Source organism: Isoptericola sp. NPDC019571 (genome assembly GCF_044389385.1).
GTDB classification, from domain to species: domain Bacteria; phylum Actinomycetota; class Actinomycetes; order Actinomycetales; family Cellulomonadaceae; genus Isoptericola; species Isoptericola nanjingensis.
The window spans coordinates 448,887-461,706 of the sequence record NZ_JBIRXZ010000002.1; the positions used below are offsets into that span (position 1 = coordinate 448,887).

The 12,820-nt window shown below is 75.5% G+C and carries 13 protein-coding genes; 9 read left to right on the forward strand and 4 right to left on the reverse strand.

Annotated features, from left to right (window positions below):
- Nucleotides 1-66 precede the first annotated feature (66 nt).
- From ACH443_RS05395 to ACH443_RS05405, 3 genes are all read left to right on the forward strand, one after another.
- The gene (locus tag ACH443_RS05395; RefSeq protein WP_429762197.1) at nt 67-507 is read left to right on the forward strand and encodes a response regulator; all 441 of its coding nucleotides are present in this window, start codon (nt 67-69) and stop codon (nt 505-507) included.
- A gap of 113 nt (nt 508-620) precedes the next feature.
- Nucleotides 621-1,559 (forward strand): proteasome assembly chaperone family protein, encoded by a 939-nt coding sequence (locus tag ACH443_RS05400; RefSeq protein ID WP_429762196.1) that lies wholly within the window; start codon nt 621-623, stop codon nt 1,557-1,559.
- Nucleotides 1,560-1,753: 194 nt separating this feature from the next.
- A complete protein-coding gene (locus ACH443_RS05405; protein ID WP_429762195.1) occupies nt 1,754-1,957 on the forward strand; it encodes a cold-shock protein in 204 nt (67 codons plus the stop codon).
- A 100-nt stretch (nt 1,958-2,057) separates the two neighbouring features.
- Here ACH443_RS05405 and ACH443_RS05410 read toward each other — a convergent pair whose 3' ends face one another.
- Complete coding sequence (locus ACH443_RS05410) at nt 2,058-2,876, reverse strand: spermidine synthase (protein WP_430589680.1); 819 nt, start codon at nt 2,874-2,876, stop codon at nt 2,058-2,060.
- A 295-nt stretch (nt 2,877-3,171) separates the two neighbouring features.
- Here ACH443_RS05410 and ACH443_RS05415 point away from each other — a divergent pair, with 295 nt between their 5' ends.
- Genes ACH443_RS05415 through ACH443_RS05425 form a run of 3 tightly spaced genes read left to right on the forward strand, consistent with a single transcriptional unit; the run spans nt 3,172 to nt 5,329 of the window.
- The gene (locus tag ACH443_RS05415) at nt 3,172-3,588 is read left to right on the forward strand and encodes an SAV_6107 family HEPN domain-containing protein (protein WP_429762193.1); all 417 of its coding nucleotides are present in this window, start codon (nt 3,172-3,174) and stop codon (nt 3,586-3,588) included.
- Entirely contained in the window at nt 3,585-4,862 is a 1,278-nt protein-coding gene (locus ACH443_RS05420; RefSeq protein ID WP_429762192.1) for a DNA polymerase IV, read from the forward strand. Before ACH443_RS05415 ends, ACH443_RS05420 begins: the two co-directional genes overlap by 4 nt.
- A gap of 38 nt (nt 4,863-4,900) precedes the next feature.
- Entirely contained in the window at nt 4,901-5,329 is a 429-nt protein-coding gene (locus tag ACH443_RS05425) for a DUF3040 domain-containing protein (protein WP_429762191.1), read from the forward strand.
- A gap of 213 nt (nt 5,330-5,542) precedes the next feature.
- On the opposite strand, the gene ACH443_RS05430 is transcribed toward ACH443_RS05425, so the two are convergent.
- The 3 genes from ACH443_RS05430 to ACH443_RS05440 are packed head-to-tail and all read right to left on the reverse strand — an operon-like array spanning nt 5,543 to nt 10,199.
- Entirely contained in the window at nt 5,543-7,780 is a 2,238-nt protein-coding gene (locus ACH443_RS05430) for a transglutaminaseTgpA domain-containing protein (protein WP_430589681.1), read from the reverse strand.
- On the reverse strand, nt 7,777-9,180 hold the full coding sequence (locus ACH443_RS05435; RefSeq protein ID WP_430589682.1) for a DUF58 domain-containing protein: 1,404 nt from the start codon (nt 9,178-9,180) through the stop codon (nt 7,777-7,779). The genes ACH443_RS05430 and ACH443_RS05435 overlap by 4 nt, the downstream gene beginning before the upstream one ends.
- 8 nt (nt 9,181-9,188) lie before the next feature.
- Nucleotides 9,189-10,199 carry an AAA family ATPase gene (locus tag ACH443_RS05440; protein ID WP_429762672.1) on the reverse strand — a complete coding sequence of 337 codons (1,011 nt, stop codon included), beginning with the start codon at nt 10,197-10,199 and terminating at the stop codon, nt 9,189-9,191.
- Nucleotides 10,200-10,694: 495 nt separating this feature from the next.
- On the opposite strand from ACH443_RS05440, the gene mraZ reads away from it, so the two are divergent.
- The 3 genes from mraZ (at nt 10,695) to ACH443_RS05455 (ending at nt 12,788) form a co-directional block, all read left to right on the forward strand.
- Complete coding sequence (gene mraZ / locus ACH443_RS05445) at nt 10,695-11,129, forward strand: division/cell wall cluster transcriptional repressor MraZ (RefSeq protein WP_429762671.1); 435 nt, start codon at nt 10,695-10,697, stop codon at nt 11,127-11,129.
- A 193-nt stretch (nt 11,130-11,322) separates the two neighbouring features.
- Entirely contained in the window at nt 11,323-12,360 is a 1,038-nt protein-coding gene (gene rsmH, locus ACH443_RS05450) for a 16S rRNA (cytosine(1402)-N(4))-methyltransferase RsmH (RefSeq protein WP_430589683.1), read from the forward strand.
- Nucleotides 12,357-12,788, forward strand: a complete 432-nt coding sequence (locus tag ACH443_RS05455) for a hypothetical protein (protein ID WP_429762187.1) — start codon at nt 12,357-12,359, stop codon at nt 12,786-12,788. Before rsmH ends, ACH443_RS05455 begins: the two co-directional genes overlap by 4 nt.
- The last annotated feature ends 32 nt before the right edge of the window (nt 12,789-12,820 follow it).

Sequence of the window (12,820 nt, forward strand, 5' to 3'; positions counted from 1 at the left end):
GACGATGCTGCAGAAGGTACGGCAGGGGCGCGCCCCGACCGGGCGTTCGACCACGAGGGAGCGGGCATGACGGACCAGCAGACGGGTATCGAGGTCCTCCTCGTCGAGGACGACCCGGGCGACGTGCTCATGACCCGCGAGGCGTTCGAGGAGCACAAGGTCGCCAACCGGTTGTCCGTCGTGGCGGACGGCGTGAGCGCGATGGCGTTCCTGCGCAAGGAGGGCGAGCACGCCCAGGCGCCGACGCCGGACCTCATCCTGCTGGACCTCAACCTGCCCCGCATGGACGGCCGCGAGGTGCTCGCGGCGGTCAAGGCGGACGAGCGGCTCAAGCACATCCCCGTGGTCGTGCTCACGACCTCCGAGGCGGAGGAGGACGTGCTTCGGTCCTACTCGCTGCACGCGAACGCCTACGTGACGAAGCCCGTCGACTTCGACCGGTTCATCCAGGTGGTCCGCCAGATCGACGACTTCTTCGTCACGGTGGTGCGGCTGCCCCACCGCTGAGCGGGCCGGGGAGCGGCGGCCCACGGGCCGGGAAGGATCCGGGGCGGGGCGCGGTTGACACTCGTGCGGGCGCGAGCCCGCCGGCGCGAGCCGGAGAACCGAGGAGGAACCCCTTGCTGGACCCGCAGAGCATCTACGAGGTCGACGAGGCCGCCGTCGAGAGCGTCCTGCCCCACCACGGGCCCGACGCGCCGTCGGTCGGCACGGGGCCCGTGCTGCTGCACGCGCTCGACGGGTTCGTCGACGCCGGCTCCGCGGGCGAGATCGCCGTGGAGCACGTCACCGAGGAGCTGACGACCACGCGCCTGGTGACCTTCGACGTCGACCAGCTCCTCGACTACCGCTCGAAGCGGGTCGGGATGACGTTCGACGCCGACCGGTGGTCCGCGTACGACGAGCCCTACCTCGCGATCGACCACGTCGCCGACCGCGAGGGCACCGGCTTCCTGCTGCTGCACGGCTCGGAGCCTGACCTGCAGTGGGAGCGGGTCGTCGCGGCCGTGAAGGGCCTCGTGGAGCGCTTCGAGGTCTCCCTGACGGTCGGCTTCCACGGCATCCCGATGGGCGTGCCGCACACCCGGCCGCTGTCGCTGACGGCGCACGGCACGCGTCCCGGCCTGGTGGAGGACTACACGTCGTTCTTCGGCACCGTGCGGGTGCCCGGCTCGCTCGCGGCTCTGCTGGAGTACCGGCTCGGCGAGGCCGGGCACGACGCGATCGGCTTCACCGTGCACGTGCCGCACTACCTCGCGCAGTCGCGCTACGCGCCGGCGGCGGTCGTCGCGCTGCGGCACGTGGAGCGCGCCACGGGCCTGGACCTCGCGACGGGCCGGCTCGCGGAGGCCGCGGCGGACGCGACCATCGAGGTCGAGAAGCAGGTGGGGGAGTCGGGCGAGGTGAAGGCCGTCGTCAAGGCGCTCGAGGAGCAGTACGACGCGTTCACGAGGTCGGTGGGGCGGCCGAGCCTCCTGGCCGAGCAGGCCCCCCTGCCCACGGCCGACGAGCTCGGCGCGGAGTTCGAGCGCTTCCTGGCCCGGCAGGACGACGACTGACGCATCGCGCAGGCCCCGCCCTGAATGGCCGATGCGCGGCTTCCGCGGCATATCCGTGGCACGTCGGTGTGGTCCGTGCCACACTGACCGCGTTGCAGAGGCGCTCCTTCGCACGAACCGGCGGTGCGGCCTGCAACGACGGGTGGCCGCCCGGCCCGCTCGTGCCCGTTGTGACGGAAGGTCGAAGGATCAGCATGGCGCAAGGTTCTGTGAAGTGGTTCAACTCGGAGAAGGGCTACGGCTTCATCGCGCAGGACGACGGCGGGGCCGACGTCTTCGTGCACTACTCCGCGATCCAGTCGCAGGGGTACCGCACCCTCGACGAGGCCCAGCGGGTCGAGTTCGAGATCACCCAGGGCCCCAAGGGCCCGCAGGCGGAGCAGGTCGTGCCGCTCTGAGCACCCGGCTCGCCTGACGACGGCCGCGTCCCCGCCCGGGGCGCGGCCGTCGTCGTGACCGGGGAGTCCGTCCCTCGGCCCGCCGCTCGGCCGCGCCGGGTCAGGCCCCGGTGAACTTCCGGAGCTCGCCCCCGACGAGGAGCCGCGCCGGGACGGGCAGGCTGCGCAGCCGGCGCGCGAGGCCGGCGTCGTGCAGGTCGACCTCGTCGGCGGCGTCTTCGCCGGACCCGTCGCGGGCGTCGTCGGGTACGGCCCTGACCGCGACGAGCACCACGTTGCCGTACCGGCGCCCCTTGAGGACGGCGTGCTCCGCGACGACCCCGAGCCGGCCGTCGGCCGCCGCGTCGGGCCCGAACGCCTCGGCGAGCGTCGCCGTCTCCCGGCGCGCGAGGGACAGCGGGGGGCGGTCCGCGCAGTTCGCCAGCAGGACGCCGCCGGGCCGCAGCACGCGGTGCGCGGCCGCGGCGAACGCGTCGTCGGCCAGGTGGTCGGGCGTGCGGTCGCCCGCGAAGACGTCGCGCACGACGACGTCGAACGAGCCCGGCGCCAGGGACGCGAGGGCGTGGCCGGCGTCGTCGGCCCGCAGCCGGAGTCGGGGCGAGCGCGGCAGCGCGAACCACGACCGCACGAGCTCGAGGAGGCGGGCGTCGACGTCGACGCCCAGCTGGCGCGAGTCCGGTCGTTCGTGCTCGACGTGCCGCGCGAAGGCGCACCCGGCCGCCCCGAGGTGCAGCACCCGCAGCGGGCCGTCGGGCATCCCCGCCAGCACGGCGGCCATCTGCTGCATGTACTCGAAGGCGAGGAAGCCGGGGTCCTCGAGGTCGAGGGCGGAGCTCGGCACGCCGTTGACGTGCAGCGTCACGCGGTCGGGGTGGTCCGGGTCGCGCTCGACGCGCGCCGTGCCCGTGTCGATCGGCACCTCCTCGTCGGGGAGTGTCGGTGTGTCGGGGGATGCTGGGTGGCGTCGACCGGACCGGCGCTCGGGGCGCGATCCGCCTCGGGAGGAGCGGGACATGCGACCAGTCTCGCCGCTCCGAGGGGCGGGGCGGACTGGGAGTCCGACGGTTGACAGGTTCGAACAGGTGTTCGACACTGGACGGGCGCGGGGAACCGCGGAGCACGGGAGGTGCAGGATGTCGGCTCGCACGAGATCTGCCGGTCCGACGAGCGGTCGGGGCCATGCCGGCCGAGCAGGTCATGTCGGTGGGGGCGCGGTGCTGCCCCCGAGCCCCGAGGTGACCCGGCTCCTCGATCGCTCCGACGCGGAGCTCGCGGCGGCCGCGACGGCGACGGACCCCGCCGAGCGCTTCGTCCACGCCCACCTGGCTGCGCTGCGCGCGGCGGCCGCCGTCGTCGCGTTGCGCGGACGCCCGTCGGTCCGGAGCCGGGCGCGCTCGGTCTGGGACATGCTGGCGCTCGTGGAGCCCGACCTCGCCGCATGGTCCGGGTACTTCGCCTCTGGTGCCCGGGTCCGGGCGGCGGTCGAGGCGGGGCTCGAGCCCGACGTCGACGCCCGCCGGGCGGCCGAGCTCGTGGCGTGCGCGGAGGACTTCCGGGACGAGGTCGGCCTCCTGGTCGACCCGCGCGCCGGGTTCGCGCGTCCGCTCGCCGTCGCTCCGGCGGCCTCGTGAGCCGCGGTCCGCGGTCTGCGGAGGCGTTCCGGGACTGGGGCGCCGACGAGTCGGGCACCTCCGTGCTGCACGTCGACATGGACGCGTTCTTCGCGTCCTGCGAGCTCGCTCGCCGCCCCGAGCTGAGGGGACGTCCCGTGATCGTGGGGGGCCGGGAGCGGGGTGTCGTGCTCGCGGCGACCTACGAGGCCCGGGCCTTCGGCGTGCGGTCCGCGATGTCGATGGCCGCCGGTCTGCGGCTGTGCCCGCAGGCCGTCGTGGTGCCGCCCGACCACACGCTGTACCACGAGGTGTCCGAGTCGGTCATGGCGATCCTCGCCACGATCACGCCGCTGGTGGAACGGATCTCGGTCGACGAGGCCTTTCTCGACGTGAGCGGGGCCCGTCGTCGGCTCGGCGCCCCGACGGTGATCGGGGCGAGGCTGCGCGAGCAGGTCCGTGCCGAGCACGGGATCACGTGCTCCGTCGGGATCGCGCGCAACAAGTTCGTGGCCAAGCTGGCGTCCACCCACGCGAAGCCGGACGGGATGATGCTCGTGCCGGCGGACGCGACGGTGCCCTTCCTGCGCACGCTGCCGGTGGGCGCGCTCTGGGGGGTGGGTGAAAAGACGGAGGCCGCCCTGGCGCGCTGGGGCATCACGACCGTGGCCCAGCTCGCGGACACTGACGTGCCGACGCTGCAGGCGGCGGTCGGGTCGGTCTCCGGGGCGCACCTGCACGACCTCGCGTGGGGGCGCGACCCGAGGCCGGTCGTCCCGGGTCACGAGGAGCGCAGCGTCGGGGCCGAGACCACGTTCGAGCGCGACCTGTGGGACCTGGGCGCGGTGGAGCAGCGCGTCCTCGAGCTCGCGGACCGGGTCGCGGCCCGGCTGCGGCACCAGGGCGTGGTCGCGCGCACGGTGTCGATCAAGGTCCGTACCTCCGACTTCCGGACCCTGACCCGGTCCCGCACGCTCGACGGCCCGACCGACGTGGCGCGCGCGATCTTCCTCGTCGCACGCGAGCTGCTGGGTGCGGCGGACCTGCGCGGTCTGCCCGTGCGGCTGGTCGGCGTCCGCGGCGAGAACCTGCAGGTCAGGTCCGGTCTCGCCGAGCAGGTGACCCTCGACGAGGCCGTGGATCCGCGTCAGGAGGCCCGCCGTGAGGCCGAGCTCGCGCTGGACGCGGTGCGTGAGCGGTTCGGCCGATCGGCGATCAGCCTGGGTGCGGCGTCGGGTCGCCGCCGAGGTTCACCCTCGTCGACTACCGTGCCGGGCGGCGCGGGCATATCCTGAAGGCGTTACCGTTCCACCTCGATCCCCGGGGGGACTCGATGCCACTGTCCGAGTACGAGCAGCGAGTGCTGGAGCAGATGGAGCGCGCGCTGAGCAGCGACGATCCCCGTCTGGCCAACACCCTGCAGCAGGCGCGCCGCCGGTCGCCCCTGCGTTATGTCCTGGCCGGCGTCGGAGTCGTCGCGGGCTTGCTGCTGCTCGTGGTCGGTGCTGCCACGTCGCAGGCCTGGGTCGGTGTCGTCGGCTTCGTCCTGATGTTCGCCGGCGTCGCCTACGCGTTCGCGGCCCCGCGCCGGTCGGGGCCCACGGGTGTGGTCCGGCCGGACGGCACCGTCGACCCGGCGACCAACCCGGACCGCGCGCGTCCGGGCCGCACCGCCCCGCAGGCGGCGCCCGCGGCGAAGAAGGAGGGCTTCCTCGCCCGTCTCGAGGAGCGCTGGGAGCGGCGACGCGACCAGGGCCGTTGAACCGCCAGGGTCGTTGAACCGCCGAGCAGCGACCCACTGCGGCGCCTCGTCGCACGCACCGCTTCACCGCAGGCACCACGAGCCCGCCCTGTCCCGAGGACAGGGCGGGCTCGTCGGTCGTCGGCACGCGCGTCCAAAGACGCACCGCGCTGGTGGTCCATCACCCCCGGGGCGGGCGGGCTCGTCCTGGCGGACCCGCGACCGTCGCCGGGCTCACCGTGTCGACAGGGTCTCACCGAGCCCGGAGGCGACCGCCGTCGTGAGCCGTTCGAGCTCGTCGGGCTCGGGCGCGACGGGCTCCCGCGCGTACCTGCTAGCCTCGGCCGCCCCTGCGAGCGCGGCGAGGTCCTCGCGCACCGCTGGGGCGAGCTCGCGGCCGGTCCGGGCGGTCACGGCCGTCGCGATGACGTCCGGCGCGCGGCGGAGCGTGGTGGCCGGCGGTAGCCGGACGCCCTCGGCGGCGAGGGCCGCGAGCACCTGCTGCCAGGCGAGCTCGGGGTCGAGCTCCTGCGACGCCCGGCGCCGTCGGGCGAGCAGCAGCACCAGGCCGCCCACCAGGACGACGACGAGGCTGCCCGCGGTGATCCACACCCAGCCGGGGAGGCCGGTGTCGACGACGGGCGTGACCACGGTGGCGGACGAGGCCGACGGCGTCGCCTCGTCGTCGGTCGAGGTGCTTCCCGCCGTGGGCTGCCGCTCGCGGAGGTCGTTGGCCGTGGGCGCCGCGGCCGGGTCGCCCTGCGCGCGCGGCATCGTGTAGGCGGGCGGGCTCCCCGTCTGCTGGGCGGGCGTGGGCTCGAAGCGCACCCAGCCGCTGCCGGGGAAGTAGATCTCCGGCCAGGCGTGCGAGTCCTGCCCCGTGATCTGCCAGGCGGTCTCGCCGGTGCGGTCGCCGGGCAGGTACCCGACCGCGAGGCGCGCGGGGATGCCGAGCGACCGCGCCATGACCACCATGGTCGTCGCGAACTGGATGCAGTAGCCCGTGCGGTGCTGCAGGAAGTCCCAGACCGGGTCTCCCGTGCCGCCGCGGGGGATGGTCGTCGAGTACGTGAAGCGGGTGGGGTCGCGCAGCCAGCGTTGGAGGGCGACGGCCTGGTCGTAGGCGGTGTCGGCGTCGCCCACGGCCTCGCGCGCGGCCGCCTCGACGTCGCCCGCGTGCGCGGTGTCGGGCACCTGGGTGTAGACCTCGTCGAGGTCGGCCGCCGGTGCCCCCCGGAGGGTGGCGGGGTCGAGGTCCCGCTCGTGCACCGTGAGGGTGTAGGAGTCGCCCGCGGCCGTCAGCCCCCCGACCACCTCGTCCCTGGCGGGGTCGTAGCCCCACCCGCCGCCGTCCGTGGCCACCTGGCGGGGGTCGATGCTGATGGGCAGCTTGTCGTCGCGGAGCTCGCCCACGTCGAGGGCGACCGTCCGGACGGCGGTCTCGCCGGACGGCGGGTCGTCGGGCCACAGGACGTCGCCGTCGCCGAAGTCTCTGCCGCCGCGCTCCTCCCCGCGCTGCCACCGGCGCCCGTCGAAGGCCGTGGCGGTGTAGCTGCGCAACGGCCCGACGTCGGCGTCGGAACCGGTGTCGTAGGACAGGACGACGGAGCGGGACCGTTCGGTCAGGCTCCGCAGGATGTCGAGGTCCTCGGCGAGGCGGATGGTGTCGCCCGTGGTCGTGAAGGTGCGGTACCAGCCCGCGGGCCCGCCGGGGAGCGCGGCGGACGCCGTACCGACCAGGCCGGCGACGACGGCGAGGACGACGGCGCCGGCGGTCGTCGCGACGGCGCGGGACCGCTCGGCGCGCCGCACGGGCGCGGGCGTGCGCTCGGCCCGTCGCGCCCGGGCGACCAGCGGGCCGTCGAGCGTGAGGAGCAGCAGCAGGGCCGCGACGGTCACGACGAACACGCCCCACGGCACTCGTCCCGCGAGCACGAGCGGCGGGGCCCAGAGGGCGAGGAGCGGCAGGCCGACCGCCGCGGGACGGCGCAGCGCGCCCGCGAGAGCGTCGGCGAGCAGCAGCACGAGCAGCGTGCCGCCGACCGTGAGCAGGCCCATGGGGACGCTGCCCGTCACGGGGGCGACCTCCGACCGGGCGATCTCCCCGGCCTCGCCGAGCCGCGCCACGACGCGCGACAGGTGCTCCGGGGTGACCACGAAGGTGGGGTCGGCGGTGGGGCCGCCGTACCGCGCGAGGACGAACCAGGCGGCGACGACCCCGCCCAGCACGCTGGGCCAGGCGGAGCCGGACTCCTTGGTGCGCAGCCCTCGAGCGCGGGCCCGCCGCTCGATCGTGACCCGGGACGTGACCGTCGTCGCGCTGACGAGGACGATGCCGAGGAGGGCCGCGCGGGTCCAGCCGCCCGGCAGCACGATGCTCGTGAGCGAGAGCATCGAGGCGGCGACCGCCACGGCGACCAGGACCCCGGAGGCGACGGTGCGGGCCGTCGGGCCCGCGTGGGCGGGGATCATGCTGCCCCCTCCGCGAGGAGCGCCCAGGCGCGGTCGGGCGCCGTGCCAGGGGGGCAGGTGGCCACGCGCCAGCCGGCGGCGCGCAGCGCGCCGACCGTCTCTCCCGCCGGCGCCGCACCGGGGTCCCGGGCCTCGGCCGGCGCCACGACGAGCGCCCAGCAGGTGCCCTCGACGCCGAGCTCGGCCACGTCGCGCAACGCGGCCTCCGGCTGGGGGCCCAGCACGGCGACGACGATCTCCTCCTGCGAGCGCGAGGCGCGCAGGGCGCGGACCGTCTGCAGGACGGCGCGCTCGGCGTCGGCGGCCCCGCGGTGCCCGCGCAGGTCGACCGCCTGGTCGAGGACCGTCGCGCGGCCGGTGCGCGCGCCGGCGGCGAAGGGGACGGGCGCGGGGCCCGAGCCGGTGGGCACCAGGCGCGCGGGGTGTCCGGCGTCGAGAAACGACGTCGCGACGGAGGCCGCGAGCTCGACGGCGAGCTCGCCCTCGGCGTGCGTGCGGGAGCCGCGGGTGGACGGCCAGACGCCGGTGCGCGGGTCGACGGGCGGCGGCAGCAGCGCCCGGTCGAACAGCACGGTCACGGGCCGCACGCCGGCGCTCTCGTCCGCCCGGACCATGAGCCGGCCCTGGCGCGCGGAGCCCGCCCAGTGCACCCGGCGGGGGTCGTCGCCGGAGACGTACTCGCGCAGGACGGAGTCGTCGGTGGACGCCAGCCGTGCGCCGGTGGCCGCGCGCTCGACGTCGCCGAGCACCCGCGTGCGCGTGGGCAGGCCGACGGTGCGGGGCCACACCGCGACGCGGGTCGCGGCGCCGAGCGGCTGCGTGGTGCGGACCAGCCCGAAGACGTCGGTGCGCGTGGTGAGCAGCGGGCCGAGGGCCCAGCGGCCCCGGCGGGACGGGGTGAGCGCGTAGGAGACCGCGATGCGGTCCGCGTGCGCCGTCACCCGGGCGCGGATGCCGTGCGGCCCCGCCAGCTCGTGCGCGGCCTGCTCGGACAGCCGCAGGCGGGCCAGCCGCTCGTAGGCGGCGCCCGTGCGTGCGCGGGCGCCGACGACCAGGCGCACCGTGGCCGTCTGGTCGCGCACGACGGGGTTCGGCGTGAGCTCGCGCGTGACCACGAGCGCCCCCCGACCGGCGTCGAGGCGTTGCACCCCCATGAGCACCCAGGAGAGGAGGACGGCCAGCACGGCGGCGGCGCCGAGGCCCACGACGTCGGGCAGGTCGAGCAGGGTGCCGACCGTGACGAGCACCAGGCCCGCGACGAGCAGGGCGAGGCCGCGGCGCGTGGGCCGGACGCGGACGACCCGCCGCAGCGCCGGGTGCCGGGCGTCGCGGCGGCCGCGCTGCCCCGCCCTGCGCTCGGTGGCGGCCGGGACCGCGCCGGACTGGTCGTCGCCGGACATCGCCGGCCCTACCGGCCGCGTTCGCGGGAGGGCCGCGCGAACGACCCCGCGGGCGGGGCGACGGCGACGCGGCCGCCGGGCACGGCGGTGCGCTGGACGATCTCGGAGATCACGTCCTCGGGGGTCACGCCGCCGAGCCGGGACTCGGTGCTGAGGATCAGACGGTGGGCCAGGACCGAGACGGCGAGGGACTGCACGTCGTCGGGCAGCACGTGCTCGCGCCCCGCCATGGCGGCGGCGGCCTTGGCGGCCCGCAGCAGCTGGAGCGAGGCCCGCGGCGACGCGCCGAGCCGGACCCCCTCGTGCTGCCGCGTCGCGCCCACGAGGCCGAGCACGTACTGCTTGACGGGTCCCGCCGCGTAGACGGCGCGCACCGCCTCGGCGTACCGCACCATGTCGGCGCCGGTGGTGACGGGGGACAGGTGGTCCAGGGGGTCGGAGGACTCCTGGCGGTCGAGCATCTGCAGCTCGGCGTCCGTGTCCGGGTAGCCGACGGTGAGGCGGGCCATGAACCGGTCGCGCTGCGCCTCGGGCAGCGGGTAGGTGCCCTCCATCTCCACCGGGTTCTGCGTCGCCACGACGAGGAACGGCCGCGGCAGCGTGTGCGTGGTGCCGTCGATCGTCGTCTGGCCCTCCTCCATGCACTCGAGGAGCGCGGACTGCGTCTTGGGCGAGGCGCGGTTGATCTCGTCGCCGATCACCACGTTGTTGAACACCGGCCCGGGCCGGAACTCGAAGTCGTGTGTGGCGGTGCGGAAGATGTTGACGCCGGTGAGGTCGCTCGGGAGCAGGTCGGGGGTGAACTGGATGCGGCCGACACGGCAGTCGATGCTGCGGGCGAGGGCCTTCGCCAGCGTCGTCTTGCCGACGCCGGGGACGTCCTCGATCAGGAGGTGACCCTCGGCGAGCAGGACGGCGACGGTCACCTCGGCGAGGCCGGGACGCCCCGAGACCACGGAGTCGATCGCCTCCCGCACCCGCGTGGTGGCGGTGACGAGCTCGTCGAGATCTCTGGTCAGGGCGTCGAGGCCGGTCCCCGTGGAGGGGGTGGGTCCGTCCCTGTGGTCCTCCGTCTCCGTGCGTGCGCCGGCCAGCGTGGGGGAGACGGGTTCTGGGTGCACGGGTGACCTCCGGTTCACGTGCTCGTGACGTTCTCGCAGCCTAGTGGAATCGGGGCCGGACGTGACGACGATCACCCGCTCCACCTCGCTCCACGACGCACCCCGCGTGCGGTGGTCGCGGCCGTGCGGCACCTCCTGGTACCGGACGCACGCTGCGGGCGACACGATTCCGGCGACCCGCCCTCCACCGCCCTCCACCGGCGGCTCGCCCCGCCCCTGACGCCCTGACCTGCGGCGATGTGTGGGGACTGTGGGGGGAGCGGGTGAGATGGGGAGAACTCCCCCTCGTTCCCCGCGCCCGGTGGAGGAAAGTGGAGTAGCGTGGAGGCTGCGGGAGCGCGAGGGGAGGTGCGAGCCGTGGCAGGTCTGGAGGACACGTTTCCGGGTGCCGGGCTGCTGCTCGGCACCTACACCCCCAAGCTCGACGAGAAGGGCCGGCTCATCCTCCCCGCGAAGTTTCGCGCCCGACTCGCTCCCGGCCTCGTCATGACGAGGGGACAGGAGCGCTGCCTCTTCCTCCTCCCGATGGACGAGTTCGGCCGCATGTACGAGCAGGTGCGGCAGGCCCCCGTGACCAGCCGGCAGGCGCGCGACTACCTGCGCGTGTTCCTGTCGGGTGCGAGCGACGAGCTGCCGGACAAGCAGGGGCGGGTCGTCATCCCGGCCGCCCTGCGCGCGTACGCCGGCCTCGACCGGGACGTCGCCGTGATCGGCGCCGGGACCCGCGTGGAGGTCTGGGACCGCACCACCTGGGAGACCTACCTGGCCGAGCAGGAGTCGTCGTACTCCGAGACGTCCGAGCAGATCTTCCCGGACCTGCAGTTCTGAACCACCGGCACCACCCACAACCGCACAGCAGACGAGCAGCAGCAGGGCCCCGCACGACGAGGCCTCCTCCCGCGAGGGTCTGGCGCACTTCCCCGGTGCCAGAACGGCGCGGAGGGAGACCTGGCCGGGCGGGGCCCCGGCGACCATCTGGGCCGGACCCGACACGAGACCGAGCACGAGAGGAGGAGCACCGATGAGCACACCGGACGACGCGCGACCCGCGGGCGACCGTCACCTGCCCGTGCTGCTGCAGCGGTGCGTCGACCTCCTCGCGCCGGCGCTCGCGGAGCCGGGCAGCGTGCTGGTCGACTGCACCCTGGGCATGGGTGGTCACACCGAGGCGGTGCTGGAGCAGGTCCCGACGGCCCGCGTCGTGGGGATCGACCGCGACACCCAGGCGCTGCGCCTCGCGGGCGAGCGGCTGGCCCGCTTCGGCGACCGGTTCACCCCGGTGCACGCGGTCTACGACGAGATCGGCGAGGTCGTCGCGGAGCTCGGGCTGGACGGGGTGCAGGGCGTCCTCATGGACCTCGGCGTCTCGTCGCTGCAGCTCGACGAGGCCGGCCGGGGCTTCGCGTACGCCCAGGACGCGCCGCTCGACATGCGGATGGACCAGACGCGCGGCGCGACCGCCGCCGACGTCCTCAACACCTACGACGAGCGTGCGCTGGCGCGGGTGCTGCGCGAGTACGGCGAGGAGCGGTTCGCGCCGCGCATCGCCAGGGCGATCGTGCGGCGCCGCGAGGAGCGGCCGTGGGAGCGGACGGGCGAGCTCGCCGACCTGGTGCGGGCGTCCATCCCCGCCGCGGCGCGGCGCACGGGCGGCAACCCGTCCAAGCGGACGTTCCAGGCGCTGCGGATCGAGGTGAACGGCGAGCTGGAGGTGCTCGAGCGCGCCGTGCCCGCCGCGATCGAGGCGCTGGCCGTCGGCGGGCGGATCGTCGTCGAGTCCTACCAGTCGCTGGAGGACCGGATCGTCAAGCGGGCCGTCGCGCGCGGGACGACGTCGAGCGCGCCGGCCGGCCTGCCCGTCGAGCCGGAGACCCACAAGCCCTACCTCGAGGCCCTGACGCGGGGCGCGGAGGAGGCCGACGAGGCGGAGCTCGGGCGCAACCCGCGCGCCGCCTCGGTCCGCCTGCGCGCCGCACGCCGCGTCCGCCCCACCCCCGACCACATGCGCACCGCGCCCCGTCCGCGCACCCGCCCGCACCCCAAGGAGGACCGCCGATGAGCGCCCTGCGTGCCCCCGCCACCCCCGGGACCCGCCCGGCCGCGGCACCCCGCCGTGCACCGCTGACCTCGCTGCCGGGCGGCGCCGACGACCGCGGCCGCCGGCTCGACGCGGTCCGCGCCCCCCTCCAGGCGACGTCGGGCGTCCCGTTCCTCGTGCTGTGCGCGGTGATCCTCGCCGCCGCGCTGCTGGCGGCCCTGCTCCTCAACACGTCGATGGCGCGGGGCTCGTACGAGGCGTCGCGGCTGCAGGCGGAGGTGGGTCAGGTGGCGCAGGACGTCCAGACCCAGCAGGAGAAGCTCCGTGCCGCGGAGTCGTCGCTGGCGGAGCGCGCCACGAAGCTCGGCATGGTCCCCGCCGAGGACCCGACGATGATCAGCGTCGAGAAGCGCGCGAAGGTCGGGATCGGCGACACGGAGACGCCGTGACCGGGCGGACGCCTCCGGCCCGCGGCGGCGCG